The sequence below is a fragment of the Streptomyces sp. NPDC048516 genome, assembly GCF_043199875.1.
In the GTDB taxonomy this organism is placed as follows: Bacteria; Actinomycetota; Actinomycetes; order Streptomycetales; family Streptomycetaceae; genus Streptomyces.
The window spans coordinates 222,661-244,696 of sequence record NZ_JBICWS010000014.1 but is presented as its reverse complement, the minus strand read 5'-3'; the positions used below and the strand labels follow the sequence as shown (position 1 = coordinate 244,696).

Here is a 22,036-nt window from a genome sequence, read left to right as displayed (position 1 = left end):
GTGGTCATTGCGTTAGGGAAACGCCCGGTTACATTCCGAACCCGGAAGCTAAGCCTTTCAGCGCCGATGGTACTGCAGGGGGGACCCTGTGGGAGAGTAGGACGCCGCCGAACAATCATTGTGGGAAAGCCCCGCACCTTATGGTGCGGGGCTTTTCTGCGTTCCGGGGCCGGAAACGGAAATCTGGCCCGGCGGAACCGCGCGCTGGGATGCTGGGTCGCATGGGGTACGTGATCAGGCCGGTGACGGCGGATGAGTGGAAGAGGCTCAAGGAGCTGCGGCTGGCGGCGTTGGCCGATCCGGTGGCTCGGGTGGCGTTCCACGAGACTCTGGAGGCCGCGGCAGGCCGGCCGGATGCGTTCTGGCAGCGGCGGGCGTCGTCCCCCGACGAAGGCGGTGCGGCGCTGACGTTCGTCGGGGAAGCGGCGGACGGTACGTGGGGCGGCATGGTGGCGGTCCTGGTCGAGGAGGATGAGGAGGTGCCGCAGACGCATGTGGTGGGGGCGTATGTGCGGCCCGAACACCGAGGGACGGGGCTGGCGCGGGAGTTGTTCCAGGCGGCGATCGAGTGGTCGTGGGGGCTCGGCGAGCCGGTGGTGGAGCGCGTACGGCTGTGGGTGCACGAGGAGAACCTGCGAGCCGAGGCGTTCTATCGGGCGGTGGGGTTTGTGGCGACCGGGCGGACTCTTGCCGATCCGAAGGATCCCGGTGCCCTGGAGCGGGAGATGGCGCTGACCAGGGGCAGGGCGTAGGGCCGTCCCGTAGCGCTGCCCCGTAGCGAGCGGTGGGCCGGCTTCGGTGGCGGCGTGGGGGCTTGGGTGTCATCGAGTGTCATTGAGTTTCTAGGTCACGTGACCTAATCTCGGCGTCGTGGACGATGACATCCAGTTAGAGATGACGGGCCCGGTGCTTGTGGTGGGCGGATACGGCACCGTGGGGGGAGAGTTGGCCCGGCTTGCGGCGCCTTACTGGCCGCTGGTGTTGGCCGGGCGTAACCCGGAGCGCGGTCGGGCGCTCGCCGGGAAGGCCGGGGCCCGGGTGCGACGGTGGGACCTGAGCGACCCGGAGCCCTTCTCGATGAAGGCGCGGGCCGTGATCAGCACGGTGAACGACCCAGAGGACCGGGTGTTGTTGGCGGCGGTCCGGGGTGGTGTGCCGTATGTGGACCTCACGCGGTGGACGACGCGGCTCCAGCGGGCCGTCGCGGTGGCGGCCGTGGAGGTGCCCCGGGCGCCGGTGCTGCTGTCGTCCGGCTGGATGGGCGGGGTGAGCGGGCTGGTCTCCGCGGCGCTGGCGGTGGAGCTCGGCGGGGCCTCGGCGGTCGAGATCGCGATTCGCTACGACCTCAAGGACCGGGCGGGCGCCGACTCGGTGGAGTTCATGGACCGGCTCGGTCTCGATTACGAGGTGACCGAGGGCGGGCGGCGACGGATGATCATGCCGCTCAGTGGTGCGGGGCACGTCATGGTGGGCGGGCACCGGACCAAGGTGGCGCGGATCGATACGCCGGAGCAGTTCACGCTGCCCCTGGTGCTCGGCGTGGACACGGCCGTCACCCGGATCGGCTTCAGCGCCAGCTCCTCGACATCCGCGCTGCTGGCGCTCAAGCGGACCGGGTTCTTTCGGTGGGGGCGCGGCGACCGGTTCGCGAAGGTGCGGCGCTCGATGCTGTATGCGCCGGGTGAGGGCGGGAGCGCGCTGTTGCGGATCGATGTGCGCGGGCGGAGTGGTGAGCGGCGCACGGCGACGGTCGCCGATCCGGCCGGGCAGGCCCATCTGACGGCGCTGGGCGGGCTGTTGGGGCTGCGCCGGGTGATGGGAGAGGATGACGCTCCGGCGCCTCGTGGGGTGGCCTTTCCCGAAATGACGCCGGAGCCGCAGGACGTCATCCCCGCCCTGGAGAAGGCGGGCGTGCAGGTCGAGGTGTCGTGACAGAGGAGAGGAGAGGGATGGCGGGGCAGGGGCCGGGTGAGGGGAAGGCTTCGGGGTTGACGCGGCAGGGGAGCGTGCGGCGTACGCATCTTCTCGATGCGGCCGAGGCCGTACTGATGGCCAAGGGAGCGGATGCCTCGTTGCGGGCCATTGCCGGGGTGGCGGGGGTGCGGGTCGGGCATCTGCAGCACTACTTCCCGGCCCGGGCCGATTTGATCAAGGCGGTGCTGGAGCGGGCGCTGGACCGGTCCCTGGAGCGGCTGGCCGAGACGACGGGGCTGCGGACGGTGCGCGACGATCCGTCGGCCCTGGAGAGCACGGAGGGGCCGGCTGAGCCCGGCGAGGTGGTGGCGGTGCTCCTCGCCGAGCAGGAGGAACCGCAGCTGGTGCGGCTCTATGTCGAGGTCTGGGCGCTGGCGGCGCGGGACGAGGACATCGCCGCGGTGGTCCGGGAGTTCTACCGGAAGTACGTCGCACATGTGGAGGCGTTCGTCCGGCAGGGGCGGCCGGACTGGCCGGGTGAGTCCTGCCGGGCCCGGGCGGAGACCTTTGTCGCGCTGGTGGAAGGAGCGGCCTTGCTGCGGTCGGGTATCGCAGGCAGCCGGTCGGCCGCGATGGATGAGCAACTGATCCGGTGTGCGGTGCAGTTGCTGCGGGAGTGAGGTCTGGGCGGGGCTGAGGTCCGGGAGGGGAAGGGAGCCGGGCAGGGCTGGGGCCGGGCAGGGCTGGGGGCGGTGCGGGCACTTCCGCCTCGTCAGACACTTTCGCCCCCTCAGCGTTGACGTGCTACCGGGCACTTTCGCGGCACCGGGCGCTTCCGCACCGGCGTGTACTGGCCGGATCGTGCGCTGGCCGGATCCGGCGCAAGGCCTGGGGTGTCGGGCCGGGCCGGGGGTAAGGCCTCCGGGCGGGCGTCAGGCCGGCAGGGAGTGGTGGGGCCAGCGGGCGCGGGCCTGTTCGCGGGAGCGCATGGTGGCCAGGGTGAGCAGTCCGCGGCTGCGGCCCGTTTCGAGGAGGGCGGGGAGCGCGGGCAGCGGGGCGAGGGCCGCGATGTCGTCCAGGACGAGGGTGAGTGGTGGGTCGAGCCGACCGTCAGATGACCGTTCGGCCATGCGGCGGCCGTGCTCGACCACGTGCGAGAGGAGTGCGGTGAGCAAGGGCATCGCACCCGGGTCGGTACGCGGATCCTCGATGGGGTCGCCTACCACGTAAAGCGTTCCCCCCTCATCGATAAATGATTCGAGGATGGCCGAATCCGTTCGAAGTGGATTGCAGGCGTCCCGGATATGGATGGAGGAGAGGGAGGTCAGCGCCCTTCCCACCAACTGCTGGGCCGCTTCGCGGCGTTCGGGGTGGGCGGTGAGTACCGACTCCAGCTCGCCGGCCTGGCCTCCGGAGGCCTTGGCGCTGGTGCGCAGGATGCGTACGGGTTCCTGGGCGGCGCCGGCGGCGTGTGCCCAGCGGTGCAGCTGGCGGAACGGGCGGCCGTCCACCGCGGCGGCGTGCAGCCAGCAGCGCAGCAGGGTCTGGGCGGCGTCCGCGACGGCCGAGTCCAGCGCCCCGGCGGGCCGTACGGGGGCCAGCAGGGCCGTGGCGCGGGCGGTGGCGGTGGCGAGGTCCGTACAGCCGGAGGTCGGTGACCAGCGCAGCCGGGCCGGGGTGTCGAGGCGGTGCGTGGGGTCGTAGGTCAGCAGCGGGCCGAGCTTGGCGCGGGTGTCCTTGGTCTCGGACCAGAGGGCGGGGTCGGTCGTGGCGACGATCAGGGGGCCCGGGGCGGCGGCCGCGGTGGTGAGGGACGCCGCGAGGGCGACGGCGCGGTCGGTGGCGAACTGGAGCCGGGGGAGTGCGGGTTCGGTGCCCGGCTCGGTGCGCGGTTCGGGCGTATCGGTGCCCGGGAGGGACGGGGCGGGCGGGGGAGCGGTGCGTTGCTCGGGGACGGGGCCGGTGGCTGTGGCCGGGGCGTCGAGGGGAGGCGGGGACGACGGTGTGACGGGGATGGACGGGCCGGTCGAACCGTTCGGACCGGTCGGCGCGTGCTCGCTGTGCGACGGGGGCTGCGTGGTGGTGCGGGCCGTCTCGCGGACCTCCGCGCTCGCGCTGCGGGGGTCCGGTGCCTCCCCGGCCTGCCGCGTTCCCGTGGCCTGCCGCGGTTCACCGGCCCGCCGCGGGTTCCGTCCCGCCTCGCCGGCGCCGTCTGCCGTCTCCCGGGCATACCGGGCCTCCTGGACCTCCCGGGCCTTCGCCCGCCGTGCGGCCCGTACGGCGCGATAGCGGGTGATGGTCCCCAGCGTGAAGATCGTCAGGACCAGCAGCACCATCAGCTCGCCGATGAGGATGCCCCAGAACAGGCCGTAGCCGGAGAGCTGGCCCTTGGGGGTGTCGGGCCAGGCGGCGGCCATGTCGTGCGGCGCCGAGACCAGATGACGCAGCGCCATCGGCGTACCGGGGTAGGTGACGCCGTCGGGCCAGGCGCCGTGGGTGAACAGGCCGGCCAGGCCGGTCGCGGTCCACACCAGCAGGGTCAGGCCCAGCAGGAAGGCGAGCAGTCCGACCAGCAGGGAGTCGGGGATGCCGCGTCCCCGGCCACGGGGGGCATCGCGGTGGTAGCCCCGGTCGGCACCTCGTCCGGCACCTCGTCCGGCACCTCGTTCGTCGTCGTATCCGCGCGTCACGCCACCGTCTCGCTCGACTCGTCTCTCCACTGCCGCTCCATCGCCATGGCTTCGGCGCGCGCCTCGGCCTCGGCGTCCGCGGCCGCCTGGAGGGCGCGCGCCTCATCCGTCGGCATGGCGGACGCCTCGGACATCGCGGAGGCCTCGGTCATCGCCCGGTCGGTGTAGACGAGGGGGCGTTCGGCCTCGGTGATGAGGTGTTTGACGACCTGGACATTGCCGTTGACGTCCCAGACGGCGATGCCGGGGGTGAGGGTCGGGATGATCTCGACGGCCCAGCGTGGCAGGCCGAGCACGCGCCCGGTGGCCCGTGCCTCGTCGGCCTTCTGGGCGTAAATGGTGCGGGTCGAGGCCATCTTGAGGATCGCCGCGGCCTCCCGGGCGGCGGCGCCGTCGACCACATCGCTGAGGTGGTGGACGACGGCCACGAACGACAGGCCGAGCCGCCGGCCGAACTTCAGCAGCCGCTGGAAGAGCTGGGCGACGAAGGGGGAGTTGATGATGTGCCAGGCCTCCTCCACCAGGAAGATGCGCTTCTTGCGGTCGGGGCGGATCCAGGTGTGTTCCAGCCAGACGCCGACGATCGCCATCAGGATCGGCATCGCGATGGAGTTGCGGTCGATGTGCGAGAGGTCGAAGACGATCAGCGGTGCGTCGAGGTCGATGCCTGCCGAGGTCGGTCCGTCGAACATCCCGCGCAGGTCACCGTCGACGAGCCGGTCGAGGACCAGCGCCACGTCCAGGCCCCAGGCCCGGACGTCGTCTATGTCGACATTCATTGCCTCGGCCGACTCGGCCTCCGGGTGCCGCAGCTGCTCGACGATGTCGGTCAGGACGGGCTGCCGGTTGGTGATGGTGTCGTTCACGTAGGCGTGCGCGACCTTGAGGGCGAAGCCGGAGCGTTCGTCCAGGCCGTGGCCCATCGCGACCTCGATGATCGTGCGCAGCAGGGCCAGCTGGCCGGTGGTGGTGATCGACGGGTCGAGGGGGTTGAGGCGGATGCCGCCGTTGAGGGCGGCGGTCGGGTCCAGACGGATGGGGGTTATCCCCAGCTCCTGGGCGATGAGGTTCCACTCGCCGACACCGTCCTCGCCCTGGGCGTCGAGCACCACGACCTGACGGTCACGGAACCTCAGCTGCCGCAGGACGTAGGTCTTCTCCAGCGCGGATTTGCCGTTGCCGGACTCGCCGAGGACCAGCCAGTGCGGGGCCGGCAGCTGCTGGCCGTACAGCTGGAAGGGGTCGTAGATGTATCCCTTGCCGCTGTAGACCTCACGGCCGATGATCACGCCGGAGTCGCCGAGGCCGGGGGCCGCGGTGGGCAGATAGACCGCCTGTGCCTGGCCGGTGGAGGTGCGTACGGGCAGCCGGGTCGTCTCCACCTTCCCGAACAGGAAGCTGGTGAACGCGTCGGTGAGCGCTCCGAGCGGATCGAGCATGGCCATGACGTACGCGCCTCCCAGCGGCTTTAGCGGCGGATTCCGGTCGCGAACGGCAGGGTGTTGACGAACGCCCGGTGGTGCTCGCGGTCGCACCACTCCAGCTTGAGGTAGGACTTGCCGGCCGAGGCGCGGATGGTGCGCTTGTCGCGGGCGAGCGCCTCGGGCGAGCGGGAGGAGACCGTGAGGTAGCCGACGAGGTTGACGCCGGCGGCGCCGGAGGCCAGGTCCTCGCCCCGCTGGTCGACGCGGCCGTGGTGGGCGACATCCCGCGGGTCCACCACCCGGTTCATCTTCGCGGCGCGGCTGGCCTCGGCGTCGTCGTTCGTCTTCTCCGTGAGCATCCGCTCGATGGCGATCTCGGTGGGCTCCAGGTCCATGCAGACCGCGACCGTGCGGATCACGTCCGGGGTGTGCACGAGGAGGGGCGCGAGGAAGTTGACGCCCACCGGGGTCAGCGGCCACTCCTTGACCCAGGCGGTGGCGTGGCACCACGGCGCGCGGGTGGTCGACTCCCGCGTCTTGGCCTGCAGATACGTCGGCTCCATCGCGTCCAGCTCGGCCGGCCAGGCGTTGCGCTTGCTCATCGCCTGGATGTGGTCGATGGGGTGGTCCGGGTCGTACATGGAGTGCACGAGGGAGGCGAGACGGCCCTGCCCGAGGGGCTGGCGGACACGGATGTCGGCCTCGGCGAGCCGGGCGCAGATATCGGTCAGCTCACGGGCCATGACGACGGCGAGGCCGGCGTCGCGGTCCAGCTTCTTGCGCAGCAGCCCGCCCCGGTGCATGTGGGCGGCGCGCGCCATGGTGTGCGCCTCGGCGGCCAGCTCGCGGGTGTAGTGCATACAGGCGACGAGGTAGGCGCGGTGCTGCTCGGAGGAGGTGGAGACCATCGACTGGAGCTGGTCGTAGGACTCCTGCAGCCAGTCCGGGGAGGAACGGTCGCCGCGCTGGGCGACGTCCTTGGCGTGGGCGTCCGGATCGGCCGGCAGCGTCCGGGCCAGCATCTGCAGCCGGGTCACGAAGCCGTCGCCGTTGGCCACATGCTTGAGCAGCGTTCCGAAGCGGTCGACCAGCGCCTCCTGGTCCTCGCTGTCGCGCAGGCCGACGCCCGGGCCCTCGATCTCGATGGCCGCCGTCACCGTCTTGCGGTCGGCGTGCAGCAGCACCGCGATCTCGTCCGGGCCGAAGGGTGCGGAGAGCCAGTTGATCCGGCCGATGCCGGGCGGCGGGCCGACCTCGATCTCCCGGCCGTCCAGCCGGATGCCCGCCTCGGCGGCGCCGGAGCGGTAGGTGGCGCCGCGGCGGACCGTACGGCGGAAGCTGCGCCGGATCTCGAACCACTTGTAGAACGTCCGGCCCTTGTACGGCACGTAAACGAGGGCGAGCGCCAGCACCGGGAAGCCGGTGAGGGACACGATCCGCAGCGGCAGCATGGGCACCAGCAGCCCGCACATCATGCCGAGGAACGCCCCCGCGATGATCAGCGCGATCTCACCGGTCTCGCGGTTCTTGCCGACGATCGCGTTGGGCCGGGCGCGGCCGATCAGGTACGTGCGGCGTGGCGCGATCGGGTGGGACTGCGTGCTCAACGCCCCTCACCTCCTGCTGATTTGCCGGTGCGGGAGCTGCTGCCCGGGCCGGGGTTCGTACGGGGGGCGGGGGTGGCGGGGGCCGAGGAGCGGCCGCCGCCGGTGCGGGAGCTGTGCGCGGCGACACCGCCGGCCACCGCGTCGGCAGGCCGGGACTGGCCGCCCTGGGCGCCCTGCGGCTGCCCGCCGCCGTCCCCGCCCGACCGGCGGGAGCTGTGGGTCTTGATGCCCTGGGACACCAATGCGGCGGGCGAGGAGATCATCGCGGCGGCCTGGCTGCCATCGGTGGCCCGGCCCTTGTTCGTACGGGCCGAGACCATCTCGTCGCCGAAGCCGGGGACGAAGCGGTAGATCACCGCACTGGCGAAGATGGCGAGGACGATGATCGCGAGTCCGGAGACGACGGCGGAGAAGGCGTTCGGGCCCTTGTCGTGGGAGAGCGCACCGGCGATGCCGAGGACGATCACGATGACCGGCTTCACCATGATCACCGCGATCATGATGCCCGCCCAGCGGCGCACATGCCCCCACATGTTCTTGTCGACGAGTCCGGCGTAGACGACGGTGCCCAGCAGCGCCCCGACGTACAGCAGCGCGGCCCGGATCACCAGCTCCAGCCACAGCACACCGGCGGCGAGCACGGAGACCAGCGACACCACGATCAGCATGATCGGGCCGCCGCCGATGTCCGTGCCCTTGGTGAGCGCCTGCGAGAACGCCCCGAAGAAGGTGTCGGTCTGCGCCCCGGTGCCTTTCGCGATGATCTCGGTGACCCCGTCGGTCGCCGAGACGATCGTGTAGAGGATCAGCGGGGTGAACGCGGAGGCGAGCACGGTCAGCCAGAGGAAGCCGACCGCCTCACTGATCGCCTCCGTGAGCCGCACCCCGCGCACCGCGCGCTTGGCGACCGCCAGGAGCCACAGTACGAGGGTGAGGATGGTGGAGGCGGCGAAGACGACCGCGTACTGCCGCAGGAAGGCGGTGTTGGTGAAGTCCACCTGGGAGGTGGCCTTCACCGCGTCGGAGAGCTTGGTGACGATCCAGGCGGCGGCTTTGGCACAGCCCTTGGCGAGGGAGTCGAGGGGGTCGAGGGGGTTGTTGTCGGTGAGGCCGCCGGGGGACTTGGGGGCGCCGGCGCCGGGTTTGTCGCCGGATTGGCAGTAGTTCTTGGCGGGGCCGACGATCAGGTCGCAGTTGTCCTTGGGAGACGGGCTGGGATTGGGTGCCGCCAGGGCGCGTGTGGCCAGCAGGATCACAGTGGTCTGTACGGACGCCAGCGCAGCGGTGACGGTGAGGGCACGCCTTCGGTTACCGCGCATAGGTGAACCCTCCGTACTGCTCGACTGCCTTGGCGATCTGGTCGGCACCGGACGTCTTGTTGTCCCCGTTGACCGGAGCGGGGCCGTCCTGCTGGGAGAAGCCCTCGACCTTCCAGTCGCCACTTGCCCATGTCAGCTGGAGCCGCATGGTGAACCAGTCACTTGTCACCGGAGTGGTCGACTTTGCGCCGGCCGTACCGAACAGGCCCGTGCACCACACTTCGAGGTTCGCGGTGTCGCCCGTGCGTTTCACGAGCTTGGTGCCGACCGGAACCGTGCGTGAGATGTAGGTCATGCCCTGCGCTGCGTTGCCGTTCGCGTCGAGACCGAGCTTCTTGAGGAAGGCGGTCGAGTATGCGGCGTCGAGTTTGCCCTGCATCTCTTCGACCTTGGCGGGGGCGAAGGCCTGCTTGACGATCGAGTGGCGTTCGTTGGGCTTCAGGATGTTGGCGGAAACCAACGCCACCGCATAATTGGCCGCCGCCGACTGCGCCCCCTGTTCCGTCTTGGCGAAGCCCGACGCGATCGCGCCGTTCTTGCCGGTGACCGGCTTGGTGCCGGTGGGGGCGGTGGGCTGGGCTGCCTGGTCGGTGTCCTTGGCGGAGTCGCCGGTGGGGGTTTCGCTGTTGCCGCTTCCGCCGCGGTTGGCGAAGGCGATGGCCGCGAGCAGCAGGACGATCACCCCGACGATGGTGACGAGGTTGCGGCTGGACATGCCGGCGCGAGGCCGTCGTCCCGAGCCGTAGCTGTCACCGTCGCTGCCGGGAAGTCTGGTCCGTGTCTGGCCCGTCTCGGGACCGCGGTGGCCGTCGCCGCCGTAGCCGCCGTCGTCACTGAGACTCATCGCGCCTGTGCCCCCTCTGCCGCCGTCGCCGTGCGTGCCGTAGTTGTGCCGCCCTCATATGACCGTAGCCGCGCGGGCGCCAGCTCGGGTGCAGCGATACGAGTACATCTCACCGTGACGGGTCCTCAGATGCGGTACGGCAGCGGCGAATGGGGGACTCTGGGTCATTTGTGTTCATCGCCTGCTCCGCGGTCGCCATCGCCTTCTTGCGCCTTCTTGCTTCCGGGTCCACCTGTCCCCGCGCGGCGGCCCGCCCAATCGGTCCGCTGGTGGCGGGGGTGGCCGGGGCGCGGGAGGCGGGGCCGTCGGGCCGGGCGTGAGAGGGCGTCAGCATGGGGCCTCGGCAGGGAGGTGGGGCCGGTGGGAGCGAGTGGGGGCACGGGACGGCGGAGAGGTGGCGGGCGGGGGCGCAGGGGGAGCGGCCCGGGGACGGGTGCGGGGCGGGGTGTGCACCACTCGGCCGGCCCCGGCAGGCCCTGGGGGTGTGGCCGCGCTAGACCGCCATGCCGTAGACGATGGTGAACAGCGTCCCCAGGGAGCCGATGATGAAGACGCCGGTCAGGCCGGCCACGATCAGGCCCTTGCCCTGCTCGGCGCTGAAGGTGTCGCGCAGCGCGGTGGCGCCGATGCGCTGTTTTGCGGCGCCCCAGATCGCGATGCCGAGGCAGAGCAGGATCGCCACCGCCATGACCACCTCGATCATCACGCGGGCCTCGTTGCCCAGGCTCCCGAACGGTCCCCAGTCCGGGGCGATTCCGCCGATGATGGTGGTGATGTCGCCTTTTTCGGCCGCAATGAACATGTGTGAACTCACCGCCCCTTGGTGGGTAGTTGTGTGCCCGTGCCGGCACGGCGCGGGTCGCTCTCTATCTTCGCTGACGAACAGGCCGTCAGCTGTCGTCTTGGCGGCTTTCTTTGACGGATCCCGTGGGAGTGACGTGGACGTGTGGGCGCATGCCGTCCATGGGGCCGGCCGGTCTCACTGTGTGTATCACGGGGCCCTACCCTGAGCAATGATCATCGGAAGAGGTCATGGCCGGTCCGGCGCGCCGCTGCGGCCGGGGCCGTTCGGGTGGTGGCGCGGCCGGGTGCGGCGGATGCCGTCCGGTCCCGGGCTCGTGTGCAGTGTCGCTCATCCGGCGGTGCCCCGGACGTCGCGTCGAGGGGCATCTCACCCCGGGTCAGGAGCGCCCCTGCGCCGTGTCGTGCGCTGTCGTGTCGCACGGGGGGCGGCGCAACGCGCGCGGAGCGACCGGAAAAAGGCAGTGAACCGGGGCTGAATGGGGGAGGGTTGGGGGCGTGCGGAAATTCTGGGTGGCCGGTGGGCTCGGGGCAGGGCTGGTGCTCTGCTTGCTCGGGCTGCTTGTGATCGGTACGTACACGGTGGCGGCCCGGCTGGCCGGGGCCGGCGGGCGGGCGCTCGGGCTGGCGAAGGGCGCGGTGCCGGCCGAGTACCAGCCCCTGGTGCAGAAGTGGGGGACGCTCTGTCCGGCGATAAGCCCCGCGCTGCTGGCGGCGCAGCTCTACCAGGAGAGCGGGTGGAACCCGAGGGCGCAGAGCCCGGCGGCCGCCCAGGGCATGGCGCAGTTCATCCCGGGGACGTGGCAGACGCACGGCGTCGACGGGAACGGCGACGGCAAGAAGGACGTGTGGGACCCGCAGGACGCCATTGCGTCGGCGGCCTCGTACGACTGCGAGCTGGCCGGCTATGTGAAGAGCGCGCCGGGCAACGCCACGCACAACATGCTCGCGGCGTACAACGCGGGGGCGTACCGCGTGATCCAGTTCAACGGGGTGCCGCCGTACCGCGAGACCCGGAACTACGTGAAGACGATCACGACACTCGCGAAGAGCTTCGAGGCGCCGTCGGGTCCGGTGGCACCGTCGAAGCAGGCCGCGGGGGCGATCTACTTCGCACAGGAAAAGCTCGGCACGCGCTATCTGTGGGGTGGTACGGGAACGGCGTCGCAGGGCGGGCGGTTCGACTGTTCGGGGCTGACCCAGGCGGCATACCGTTCCGTGGGCATCGAACTGCCCCGGGTGGCGAACGACCAGTGGAACGCCGGGGCGCATCCGAAGCGGGACGAGCTGCTGCCGGGTGACCTGGTGTTCTTCGCGTACAACCTGAAGGATCCGCGGTCGATCCACCATGTGGGGCTCTATGTGGGTGGTGGGTACATGATCAATGCGCCGTACACCGGGGCCGTGATCCGGTTCGACAAGATCGATACGCCGGACTACATCGGTGCCACCCGCGTCACGTCCGATGGCGCAAAAGCACTGCCCGGTACGAACGCTGCGTGAACATAGGGCCCTGAACTGCAGTGATGAATCAAGCTTCGATAACGTCCTGGTGATCATCCGGTAGAGAGTGGAACGGCTGGGGTGGACATCGCGTTTCCTTGGCACGGGGACGTAGCAGAGCTCGACGCAGCACACGCTCGACGACCACGGGGGCAGGCAGCACACGACGGCGCTCGCGCGCGCGAAAGATAAGGGGCCGCGGCAGATGGCTGGACTCGCACTCGAGGGGCCGAACCCCGATGTCGACGTGCTCGACGGCATCAACGGTCTCGCGAAGGACGCCCCCCACTGGGCCAACAAGGCCATGGAGTACCTCGGCGAGTACGGCATCATCGCCGGCCTCGGGGTGCTGTGTCTGATCGCCTGGTGGTCCGCGCGCCGCCGGCCGGGCGCGCCGTCCGCCGTCGCGGGCCTGGTGTGGGCCCCGCTGGCCGCGGGCCTGGCGCTGCTGGCCAACATTCCGATCCGGAACTTCGTCGAGCGGCCCCGGCCGTTCAAGGACCACGCCGGGCTGGAAGTGCTGATCCCCGGCAAGAGCGACTTCTCGTTCGTGAGCGATCACGCGACGCTCACCATGGCGGTCGGCGTCGGCCTGTTCATCGCCCACCGCAAGTACGGCCTGATCGGGATCGCGCTGGCGCTCGCGGAGGGCTTCTGCCGCGTCTACATGGGCGTGCACTACCCGACCGATGTGATCGGCGGCTTCGCGCTGGGCACCGCCGTCGCGCTGCTGCTCGCGCCGCTCGCGCAGGCGCTGCTGGTGCCGCTGACGACGGCGATCGGCCGGTCGAAGCTGGCCTGGCTGGTGCGGGCACCGGGTGCGGACGACTCCGCGGGGCCGGACGCCGAGGGCGGCCGGGTGGTGGCCACCGGATCGGCGATGCCGCGGGGACACAAGGAGCGGGACAAGGACCTGGCGGCCTGAGGGATCGCCGGACCGGGTGGGGCGCACCGGTCCGGTGGTCCCCGGGAGCGATGACCTGGCGGATGCGGACGGCCCGGACCCCCTCGCGGGGCCGGGCCGTCCGTGTGTCCGCCGGTGTGCCGGGTGGTGTCAGAGCGCCTGCGGGAAGGTGCTGAACAGCCGCTGCGGGTCGTAGGTCCGCTTGACCTGGGCGAGCCGGGTGGCGGCGGCGCCGTAGTAGGCGGACTTCCAGTCGGTCAGGCCGGGGTCGGTGTAGTTCTGATAGGCGGCGCCCGAGGAGTAACGGCGCATCGCGTCATGGAAGGAATTCAGCCACGCTGTGCGGGTCGCGGACGAGCCGCTCGCCGGCCAGGACGTCAAGTACTGGGCCAGGAACCGCGAGCCGCGGTGGACGAAGGCGGTGTCGGTGCGCCCGACGCGGTTGACCGCGCCGCCCAGCGCAGTCAGCGCCACATTCCCGCTGACGCCCTTGCGGCCGCCCGCCTCGATCTGGTCCATCAGCGTGCGGATACCGGCAGTGGACAGCGAGCGGTCGAAGAAGTGCGAGCGGGCGGCGTAGGTCTCGCGGCCCAGCTGCCCGGAGCCGGTGTGGCCGGGCAGCGAACCCGGCATATGGCACTGGGCGGTGGACTTGGAGGAGCAGCCCGCGTAGGACTCCATGGCGTCCAGGTAGCCGGTCGGCGTGAGGTGGACGCTCTTGGCGGGGCCGGGGCCACCGGGCTGGTCGGCGAGCTTGTCGAGGGCGTTCTTCAGGTCGCCGTAGCTGCCAAGGGAGAAGGCCGCGACGGAGACGGACGGGGTGTTGCCGGGGCGGGCGTCGAGATGGCAGGCGGACCAGATCTCGTCGGCCTGCACCGGCCCCCACTTCTGCCAGGACGCCACGACCTTCGCCGCCTTGGACCACGGCCAGGTGAGGTACGCCATCACCGCGCGGGGCGCCGGATGCGTGCGGAAGCGGAGTTCGGTCACCACGCCGAAGTTGCCGTTGCCGGCGCCGCGCAGCGCCCAGAACAGGTCGGAGTGGCGGCTCTTGTCGCAGTCGACGGTCTTGCCGTCGGCCGTGACGAGGGTGGCGCCGACGAGGCTGTCGCAGGTCAGTCCGTACGCACGGGAGGCCACGCCGTGGCCGCCGCCGAGGGTGAGACCGGATATGCCGACGGTGGGGCAGGAGCCCCCGGGTATCGTCACGCCGTGCGCCCCGAGGCCCTCGTAGACGTCGATGAGCTTGGCGCCGGCGCCGATGGCGGTGGTGCCGCCGGACGGCGCGCCGACCTTGGAGAGCGCGGAGACGTCGATGACGAGCTTGCCGTTGCCGCTGGACCAGCCGGCGTAGGAGTGGCCGCCGCTGCGGATGGCGACCGGGGTGTCGTAGCGCCGGGCGAAGGCGAGGCATTCGGCGATGTCCGAGGGGTGCTCGACATAGGCGATGGCCGACGGCTTCAGCGTGTCGTAGCGGGTGTTGTACAGGCGGCGGGCGGTCGCGTAGGCGGCGTCGGAGGCCCGCACCAGCTTGCCGTCCAGGCTCTTGCCCAGTGCGGTCCAGGCGGTCCCGGAGGCCCGGCTGTGGGCCGCGACCCCCGCGGAGGAGGCCGCATTGCTCCGTGCCGCAGCGGTGCCGGTCGCGGCGCCGGTGTCCGAGGCGGCGGACGCCGCACCCGCCTTGCCGGTCTTGTCGTCGCAGCCGGTGGTCAAGGCGACCGAGGCCGCCGCCAGTCCGCCGCTCGCCTGCAGGAGTGTGCGCCGCTTCACTGGGATGAGTCCCCCTCGATGTTGTGGGTACGGTCCTGCCCCGCCTGCCGCCGGCCCGGCCGCAGGTCACGGGGCGCGTGCAGGGAAGGCCGCACCGGGCGGCCGCATCGGCGTGCTGCCCTCAGGTTCCGCTGTGCCCGGTAATGCTCCGCACTGTCCGGTGTCGTCCGTGCCGTCCGTTACCGGTGCGGGGCGCGTACTCCCCTTACTAGGCAGATGCGGTAAGGGCGTTGGGGGTTCCCGGAACGGACTCCCTCATTCCAGAGGGCGCCGGGGGCGGTGCTGCCCGTACCCGGTCCGGCGGCCACGTCGGCCAGATGGCGCTCCGCGTCCGTACGCGCCTGCGAACGGGCCCGGCGGGCCGGACCCCGCCACCCACAGGTGCAGCGGGCCGAGCAGAAGGAACCGCTCTCGGTGGTGGAGGTCGCATGGGGGGCTCGGTGGGGCACCCCGTCACGCTACGCGTCCCAGGTGCCCTTGCGTGACGAGCCCCCTTGACGGTCGTTGAACCGGGCGGTCGACGGAACGTCAGATGCGGCGGTGGCGGACCGTGTGACCCTCCCGAGCGGACCGGCCGGCCCAGGCCGTTCCCGAAGACAGCGGCCGAGGGGGCTCGTACGCGATGGTGGTGCAGGAGTGGCGAGGCGGCGGCGCGGTCGTCGTGGCCGTGGCGTGCGGGACGGGGCTGGCGGTCGGGCTGCTGACGACGGGCTGTTCACCGGACGGGGCCGCGGCCGACGACCAGGAGCCGTCCGGCCGGGCCGCTGCCGCCGCGGAGGTCCGCAACAGCGCCGCCGCCCTGCTGCGGGCCGGCTCCGCCAGGGTCCGTACGTCCATGGAGACGGTCAGTGGCGGCACCCGGGTCGCCATCCGGGGCACCGGCGGCTACGACTTCGCCACGAGCACCGGCCGGCTGCGGGTCGTCCTCCCCGATCCCGCGGGCCGGACCGGCGGCGGGCATCAGCCGGTCACCGAGATCCTTGCGCCCGGTGCGCTGTTCATGAAGAACCGCGGGGCCGGGGTGCCCGCCGACAAGTGGGTGCGGGTGTACACCGCCTCCTTGAGCGACGGGAATCTGGTCACCGGCGGGGCGACCGATCCGCTGGCCGCGGCGGAACTGCTGCGCGGCGCGCGGGAGGTGACGTACCAGGGCGAGGAGCGGCTGGACGGCGTGCGGGTGCGGCACTACCGCGGGACGACGGACATCCAGGCGGCCGCCCGGGAGGCCTCAGCGCGTACGAGGCCCGCGCTGGTCGCCGCGGAGCAGGGGTTCACCACCGATGCGGTGCCGTTCGAGGCATATCTGGACGAGGAGGGGCGGTTGCGCAAGGTGCGCCAGTGGTTCCGCTATGCCAACGGTGCTCCGAAGGGTGCCTCGGTGACGTCCACCACGGAACTTTCGGATTTCGGGACAAAGGTCGCGGTTCGCCTGCCGGACGAACGCGACATCTACGCAGGGAAGATCGCTTCACCCGCGCCGTAGGGCCGGGTGCGGCAGGGCACGTGACGGGGGCGCTTGCCGGATGGCGGAAATGGTCCATCCGTGCCATGCGCGGAGCGTGCGCCCGTCCTTACGCTGACGGTAACCACCCAAGGCGTGGGAAGGCGCTCGAAGGAGGAGGTGTTGTACGTGGCCGGACACCGCCCTACGACGGTCCAGGACCACGTAGCCCTCGTCGAGATCGACCTGACCGGTGAGTTGATGATCGCGGCCGCGGCCGCCAGCGAGGACCGGCTCAGCCCGGACCGCATCGACGAGGTGCTGGAGGTCGACGGGGAGGGCGGCGACGGAACGGACCGGGCGCGCCGTCGGACCGGGCCGGCGGAGTGCTCCCCCGGCTGATGCCGGCCGCGGCCGGCTCAGGTGCGCAGCATCCGCTCGATGGCCTTGGTGGCCTCCTGGACCTTGGCGTCGATGGCCTCGGGGCCCTTGACGGCCGCGTCGGCGACGCAGTGCCGCAGGTGCTCCTCCAGGAGCTGGAGGCCGAAGGACTGCAGGCCCTTCGTGCTCGCCGAGACCTGGGTGAGTATGTCGATGCAGTAGACATCCTCTTCGAGCATCCGCTGCAGTCCGCGGATCTGGCCCTCGATCCGGCGCAGTCGCTTGATGTGTGCGTCTTTCTGCTGTGCGTAGCCGTGGGGGCCGGATGCCGCCGAAGTCTCTGCGTTATCGGTCACGGTTTGAGCTGCGCCCCGGGGGTCGGTGTCCGGCTGCCGGGGGTGGCAGGCCGCGGCGGCTGCGGCGCTGCCGGTGCTGTCGGCGTCCGTGGTCGTCATGGCCGTCTCCCGTGGTATCTAGGCGATCTATATACCCCTGGTGGGTATATGGTACCGAACTTTGCGGGCACCTGTGGTACCCCGTGCAGAGCATGCTGCACGATGGGCGACACTGAAGGAATGCCGGTTAGCTGTGGCTGGATGATGCGCCTAGCATCAACTCGACCGAATCCGATGCACCCCGAGGATTTCACGTGCGCTTTCGTCTGACCCCCAGGGAGACGAGCTTCTACGACATGTTCGCCGCCTCCGCGGACAACATCGTCACGGGCTCCAAGCTCCTGATGGAACTGCTCGGGGCGGACTCCTCCGCTCGTGCAGAGATCGCCGAGCGTATGCGGGCGGCGGAGCACGCGGGTGATGACGCGACCCACGCGATCTTCCACCAGCTGAACTCCTCGTTCATCACGCCGTTCGACCGCGAGGACATCTACAACCTCGCCTCGTCGCTCGACGACATCATGGACTTCATGGAAGAGGCGGTCGACCTGGTCGTCCTCTACAAGGTCGAGGAGCTGCCCAAGGGCGTCGACCAGCAGATCGAGGTGCTGGCACGGGCGGCCGAGCTGACCGCCGAGGCCATGCCGCATCTGCGGACCATGACCAACCTCACCGAGTACTGGATCGAGGTCAACCGCCTGGAGAACCAGGCCGACCAGATCCACCGCAAGCTGCTTGCGCACCTCTTCAACGGCAAGTACGACGCCATCGAGGTCCTCAAGCTCAAGCAGATCGTGGACATCCTGGAAGAGGCGGCGGACGCGTTCGAGCATGTCGCCAACACGGTCGAGACCATCGCGGTCAAGGAGTCCTGAGCGCCGCCCATGGAGACCTTCGCGCTCGTCGTGACCATTGCGGTCGCGCTCGGATTCACCTATACCAACGGCTTCCACGACTCCGCGAACGCCATCGCGACCTCGGTCTCGACGCGGGCACTGACCCCGCGCGCGGCGCTGGCGATGGCCGCCGTGATGAACCTCGCCGGTGCGTTTCTCGGCAGCGGGGTCGCCAAGACGGTCAGCGAAGGGCTGATCGCCACTCCCCAGGGCAACCAGGGGATGGGCATTCTCTTTGCCGCGCTGCTCGGCGCGGTGGTCTGGAACCTCGTCACCTGGTACTTCGGCCTGCCGTCCTCGTCCTCGCACGCCCTGTTCGGCGGCATGGTCGGAGCGGCGCTCGCCGGTGGCACCAAGGTCATCTGGGGCGGCGTGGTCGAGAAGGTCGTCCTGCCGATGTTCATCTCGCCGGTCATCGGCCTGGTGCTCGGCTATCTCGTGATGGTCGTCATCCTCTGGATGTTCCGTAAGTCCAACCCGCACAAGGCCAAGCGCGGCTTCCGCATAGCGCAGACCGTCTCGGCCGCCGGTATGGCGCTCGGACACGGCCTGCAGGACGCCCAGAAGACCATGGGCGTCGTGGTGATGGCCCTGGTCATCGCCGATGTCGAGGACGCGAACGACGCCATCCCGATCTGGGTCAAGCTGGCCTGTGCGCTCACCCTCTCGCTGGGTACGTACGCGGGTGGCTGGCGCATCATGCGCACCCTGGGCCGCCGCATCATCGAGCTGGACCCGCCGCAGGGCTTCGCCGCGGAGACCACCGCGGCCTCGGTCATGTACACCGCGTCGTTCATGTTCCAGGCGCCGATCTCCACGACCCATGTCATCACCTCCGCGATCATGGGTGTCGGCTCGACGAAGGGCCCGCGCGCGGTGCGCTGGGGCGTCGCCAAGAACATCGTGATGGGCTGGTTCATCACCATGCCGGCGGCGGCGCTGGTCGCGGCGCTCGCGTTCTGGCTGATCCGGCTGGCCTTCGGCTGACGGACGCCGGTGCGCGGCCGGCAGGTTGCGGCCCGTGCCCGTGCCCGTGCCCGGGCCATCGGCCTCGGACCAGCGGCCGGATGGATACGCCGCGGAGGACACGGAAACAGAGCACACACAATGGGCCCGCCCCCGGGAAGAGGGGCGGGCCCTTCGCCTTGCGGTGGCACCGCCATGCAGCACCGCAGGACGTGGTGGGGGCGGCCCGGCCGGAGCGGCCGGGCCGCACTCGCCGCTCAGCCGAAGCGGCCGGAGATGTAGTCCTCCGTGGCCTGGACCGACGGGTTGGAGAAGATCCGCTCGGTCTCGTCGATCTCGACCAGCTTGCCGGGCTGCCCGACGGCGGCGAGGTTGAAGAACGCCGTACGGTCCGAGACGCGCGCGGCCTGCTGCATGTTGTGCGTGACGATGACGATCGTGAAGCGCTCCTTGAGCTCGCCGATCAGGTCCTCGATGGCGAGGGTGGAGATCGGGTCGAGCGCCGAGCACGGCTCGTCCATCAGCAGCACCTGCGGCTCGACGGCTATGGCGCGGGCGATGCACAGCCGCTGCTGCTGGCCGCCGGACAGGCCCGAGCCGGGCTTGTTGAGGCGGTCCTTGACCTCGTTCCAGAGGTTGGCGCCCTTGAGGGACTTCTCGACGATGTCCTTGAGCTCGCTCTTCTTGTACGAGCCGTTCAGCCGCAGACCGGCCGCGACATTGTCGAAGATCGACATGGTGGGGAACGGGTTGGGGCGCTGGAAGACCATGCCGACGGTGCGGCGGACGGCGACCGGGTCGACCCCGGAGCCGTAGAGGTTCTCGTCGTCCAGCATCACCTTGCCCTCGACGCGGCCGCCTGGGGTGACCTCGTGCATCCGGTTCAGGGTGCGCAGGAAGGTCGACTTGCCGCAGCCGGACGGGCCGATGAAGGCCGTCACCGAGCGCGGCTCGACGGTCATCGAGATGTCGTCGATGGCCTTGTGGTTGCTGTAGTACGCGGAGAGGCCGCTGACGTCGATTCGCTTGGCCATGGAAATCACTGCTTCTTTCTGTCGCCGGGCTGGGTCAGCGGCCGGTTTTGGGGGCCTTCCAGCGGGCGATGCCGCGGGCCACCAGGTTGAGGATCATGACGAAGGCGATGAGGACCAGTGCCGCGGCCCATGCGCGGTCGTACGAGGCCTCGGAGCCCTGCTGCCACTGCTGGAAAACGTAGAGCGGCAGCGACTGCTGGGCGTCTTCGAAGGGGTTGTTGTTGATCGTCTTCGCGCCCCACACCAGGAGCAGCACGGGTGCCGTCTCACCGGTGATACGGGCGATGGAGAGCATCACACCGGTGGTGATGCCGCCGATCGACGTCGGCAGGACGACCTTGAGGATGGTGCGCCACTTGGGCACGCCGAGGGCCAGCGAGGCCTCGCGCAGCTCGTTCGGGACGAGCTTGAGCATCTCCTCCGTGGAGCGGACCACGACCGGCATCATCAGGATCGCCAGCGCCATCGAGCCGGCGAAGCCGGACGGGCCGAAGCCGAGGATCAGGATCCACACGGAGAGGACGAACAGGCCGGCCACGATCGAGGGGATACCGGTCATGACGTCGACGAAGAAGGTGACGGCGCGGGCGAGCCGGCCGCGGCCGTATTCGACGAGGTAGATCGCGGTGAGCAGACCGATCGGCGCGGCGATCAGGGTGGCCAGGCCGACCTGCTCCAGGGTGCCGACGATCGCGTGGTTGATGCCGCCGCCGGGCAGCGCGTCCGGGGTGGTGCCCATGGAGTGGGACAGGAAGTAGCCGTTGAGGACCTTGGTGCCGCGGGCGACGGTCTCCCACAGGAGGGAGGCCAGCGGTACGACGGCGATCAGGAAGGCCATCCAGACCAGGCAGGTGGCCAGCCGGTCCTTGGCCTGCCGGGTGCCCTCGACGGCCGCGGCCAGCGCGAAGGTGCCGAGGGCGAAGAGCAGGGCGGCGATCAGGCCCCACTGGACGGTGCTGTCCAGGCCGGCGCCCAGCCCGATGCCGCAGCCCGCACCGGCCGCGGCCAGCGCGAGAGCCGGCGGGGTCCAGCGGGGGAGCCGGGCCTGCTTGAGCGAGACGGGCAGCGGGGTGCCGCCGTTGGAGACCGCGGGGCGGTCGGTCGTCATGCTCATGCGGCGGCTCCCGAGTACTCCTTGCGGCGGGCGATGATCAGGCGGGCCGCGCCGTTGACGAGCAGCGTGATCACGAAGAGGACGAGGCCGGACGCGATCAGGGCGTCCTGGCCGAAGGTGTCGGCCTCGCTGAACTTGCTGGCGATGTTCTGGGCGAAGGTGCCGCCGCCCGGGTCCAGCAGGCTGGTGCTGATGAGGAAACTGGGCGAGAGGACCGTGGCGACGGCCATCGTCTCGCCGAGCGCGCGGCCCAGGCCCAGCATGGAGGCGCTGATGATGCCGGAGCGGCCGAAGGGGAGCACCGACATCCGGATGACTTCCCAGCGGGTGGCGCCGAGCGCCAGCGCGGCCTCCTCGTGCATCTTCGGGACCTGCAGGAACACCTCGCGGCTGACGCTGGTCACGATCGGCAGGACCATGATCGCGAGCAGGATGCCGACGGTGAACAGCGAACGGGCCGCCCCGCCGCCGTACGAGAAGATGCCGGTCCAGCCGAGGTAGTCGTCCAGCCAGGTGTAGAGGCCGCTCAGCTGCGGGACGAGGAAGAGTGCGCCCCACAGGCCGTAGATGATGCTGGGCACCGCGGCGAGCAGGTCGATGACGTACCCGAGCGGTGAGGACAGCTTGCGCGGGGCGTAGTGCGAGATGAACAGCGCGATGCCGACCGCGACCGGGACCGCGATGACCATCGCGACCACCGAGCTGACGACGGTGCCGAAGGCGAGGACCGCGATGCCGAACTTCGGGTCCGCCCCGGTGGCGTTCCAGTCCCAGGTGGTGAAGAAGTCGGCCTTGTCGCCGGAGATGGCGAGCACGGAGCGGTAGGTGAGGAAGCCCGCGATGGCGGCCATGATCACCAGGAGGGCGATCCCGGAGCCCCGGGAGAGCCCGAGGAAGATCCGGTCACCGGGGCGGACCGCCTTGCCGGAGACGGCCGAGCGGCCGTCGTCCCCTGGCAGGGGCGGGATATCGGTTGGCGAGGTAGCTGAATTCATGGATTCTCCGGTCTGCGGAGCCCGGCGGGGCTCCTGGC

Annotated in this window: 20 protein-coding genes and 1 rRNA gene; 10 read left to right on the top strand and 11 right to left on the bottom strand. The window is 70.6% G+C overall.

What is annotated here, in order from left to right:
• From rrf to ACGFR7_RS26670, 4 genes are all read left to right on the top strand, one after another.
• Positions 1-113, top strand: a 5S ribosomal RNA gene (gene rrf, locus ACGFR7_RS26685); the annotation flags it as partial.
• 108 nt (positions 114-221) lie between these two features.
• On the top strand, positions 222-752 hold the full coding sequence (locus tag ACGFR7_RS26680; RefSeq protein ID WP_393324096.1) for a GNAT family N-acetyltransferase: 531 nt from the start codon (positions 222-224) through the stop codon (positions 750-752).
• Between the two features lie 118 nt (positions 753-870).
• Complete coding sequence (locus ACGFR7_RS26675) at positions 871-1,932, top strand: saccharopine dehydrogenase (RefSeq protein ID WP_393324094.1); 1,062 nt, start codon at positions 871-873, stop codon at positions 1,930-1,932.
• Positions 1,933-1,988: 56 nt separating this feature from the next.
• Positions 1,989-2,594 (top strand): TetR/AcrR family transcriptional regulator, encoded by a 606-nt coding sequence (locus ACGFR7_RS26670; RefSeq protein ID WP_393324092.1) that lies wholly within the window; start codon positions 1,989-1,991, stop codon positions 2,592-2,594.
• A 252-nt stretch (positions 2,595-2,846) separates the two neighbouring features.
• On the opposite strand, the gene ACGFR7_RS26665 is transcribed toward ACGFR7_RS26670, so the two are convergent.
• From ACGFR7_RS26665 to ACGFR7_RS26640, 6 genes are all read right to left on the bottom strand, one after another.
• Positions 2,847-4,604: a TraM recognition domain-containing protein gene (locus ACGFR7_RS26665; protein WP_393324090.1), complete on the bottom strand. Its 1,758-nt coding sequence runs from the start codon at positions 4,602-4,604 to the stop codon at positions 2,847-2,849.
• Entirely contained in the window at positions 4,601-6,043 is a 1,443-nt protein-coding gene (locus tag ACGFR7_RS26660; protein ID WP_088802245.1) for an ATP-binding protein, read from the bottom strand. Before ACGFR7_RS26660 ends, ACGFR7_RS26665 begins: the two co-directional genes overlap by 4 nt.
• A gap of 29 nt (positions 6,044-6,072) precedes the next feature.
• Complete coding sequence (locus ACGFR7_RS26655; protein WP_393324087.1) at positions 6,073-7,635, bottom strand: SCO6880 family protein; 1,563 nt, start codon at positions 7,633-7,635, stop codon at positions 6,073-6,075.
• Positions 7,632-8,954, bottom strand: coding sequence for a hypothetical protein (locus tag ACGFR7_RS26650; RefSeq protein ID WP_393324084.1), 1,323 nt, complete (start codon positions 8,952-8,954; stop codon positions 7,632-7,634). Before ACGFR7_RS26650 ends, ACGFR7_RS26655 begins: the two co-directional genes overlap by 4 nt.
• Positions 8,944-9,798 carry a hypothetical protein gene (locus ACGFR7_RS26645; RefSeq protein WP_393324082.1) on the bottom strand — a complete coding sequence of 285 codons (855 nt, stop codon included), beginning with the start codon at positions 9,796-9,798 and terminating at the stop codon, positions 8,944-8,946. The genes ACGFR7_RS26650 and ACGFR7_RS26645 overlap by 11 nt, the downstream gene beginning before the upstream one ends.
• Before the next feature lie 493 nt (positions 9,799-10,291).
• Positions 10,292-10,600 carry a hypothetical protein gene (locus ACGFR7_RS26640; protein WP_006603970.1) on the bottom strand — a complete coding sequence of 103 codons (309 nt, stop codon included), beginning with the start codon at positions 10,598-10,600 and terminating at the stop codon, positions 10,292-10,294.
• Between the two features lie 497 nt (positions 10,601-11,097).
• Here ACGFR7_RS26640 and ACGFR7_RS26635 point away from each other — a divergent pair, with 497 nt between their 5' ends.
• Both ACGFR7_RS26635 and ACGFR7_RS26630 read left to right on the top strand, forming a co-directional pair.
• Entirely contained in the window at positions 11,098-12,102 is a 1,005-nt protein-coding gene (locus ACGFR7_RS26635; RefSeq protein WP_393324080.1) for an NlpC/P60 family protein, read from the top strand.
• Positions 12,103-12,307: 205 nt separating this feature from the next.
• Complete coding sequence (locus tag ACGFR7_RS26630) at positions 12,308-13,027, top strand: phosphatase PAP2 family protein (RefSeq protein WP_393324077.1); 720 nt, start codon at positions 12,308-12,310, stop codon at positions 13,025-13,027.
• Between the two features lie 129 nt (positions 13,028-13,156).
• Here ACGFR7_RS26630 and ACGFR7_RS26625 read toward each other — a convergent pair whose 3' ends face one another.
• Positions 13,157-14,776, bottom strand: coding sequence for an FAD-binding oxidoreductase (locus ACGFR7_RS26625; RefSeq protein WP_393324074.1), 1,620 nt, complete (start codon positions 14,774-14,776; stop codon positions 13,157-13,159).
• 622 nt (positions 14,777-15,398) lie between these two features.
• On the opposite strand from ACGFR7_RS26625, the gene ACGFR7_RS26620 reads away from it, so the two are divergent.
• Together ACGFR7_RS26620 and ACGFR7_RS26615 are read left to right on the top strand one after the other, a co-directional pair.
• The gene (locus ACGFR7_RS26620; RefSeq protein ID WP_393324071.1) at positions 15,399-16,259 is read left to right on the top strand and encodes a hypothetical protein; all 861 of its coding nucleotides are present in this window, start codon (positions 15,399-15,401) and stop codon (positions 16,257-16,259) included.
• Positions 16,260-16,397: 138 nt separating this feature from the next.
• Positions 16,398-16,619 (top strand): hypothetical protein, encoded by a 222-nt coding sequence (locus tag ACGFR7_RS26615; RefSeq protein WP_393324120.1) that lies wholly within the window; start codon positions 16,398-16,400, stop codon positions 16,617-16,619.
• A gap of 17 nt (positions 16,620-16,636) precedes the next feature.
• On the opposite strand, the gene ACGFR7_RS26610 is transcribed toward ACGFR7_RS26615, so the two are convergent.
• Positions 16,637-17,053 (bottom strand): metal-sensitive transcriptional regulator, encoded by a 417-nt coding sequence (locus tag ACGFR7_RS26610; protein WP_393324068.1) that lies wholly within the window; start codon positions 17,051-17,053, stop codon positions 16,637-16,639.
• 194 nt (positions 17,054-17,247) lie between these two features.
• On the opposite strand from ACGFR7_RS26610, the gene ACGFR7_RS26605 reads away from it, so the two are divergent.
• Positions 17,248-17,868, top strand: a complete 621-nt coding sequence (locus ACGFR7_RS26605) for a DUF47 family protein (protein WP_350252810.1) — start codon at positions 17,248-17,250, stop codon at positions 17,866-17,868.
• Between the two features lie 9 nt (positions 17,869-17,877).
• Positions 17,878-18,876: an inorganic phosphate transporter gene (locus ACGFR7_RS26600; RefSeq protein ID WP_366421419.1), complete on the top strand. Its 999-nt coding sequence runs from the start codon at positions 17,878-17,880 to the stop codon at positions 18,874-18,876.
• 236 nt (positions 18,877-19,112) lie between these two features.
• On the opposite strand, the gene pstB is transcribed toward ACGFR7_RS26600, so the two are convergent.
• Genes pstB through pstC form a run of 3 tightly spaced genes read right to left on the bottom strand, consistent with a single transcriptional unit; the run spans position 19,113 to position 21,998 of the window.
• Positions 19,113-19,889, bottom strand: a complete 777-nt coding sequence (gene pstB / locus ACGFR7_RS26595; protein ID WP_393324066.1) for a phosphate ABC transporter ATP-binding protein PstB — start codon at positions 19,887-19,889, stop codon at positions 19,113-19,115.
• Positions 19,890-19,923: 34 nt separating this feature from the next.
• The gene (gene pstA, locus ACGFR7_RS26590) at positions 19,924-21,003 is read right to left on the bottom strand and encodes a phosphate ABC transporter permease PstA (RefSeq protein WP_393324063.1); all 1,080 of its coding nucleotides are present in this window, start codon (positions 21,001-21,003) and stop codon (positions 19,924-19,926) included.
• Positions 21,000-21,998: a phosphate ABC transporter permease subunit PstC gene (pstC, locus tag ACGFR7_RS26585; protein ID WP_393324060.1), complete on the bottom strand. Its 999-nt coding sequence runs from the start codon at positions 21,996-21,998 to the stop codon at positions 21,000-21,002. Before pstC ends, pstA begins: the two co-directional genes overlap by 4 nt.
• Positions 21,999-22,036 lie beyond the last annotated feature (38 nt).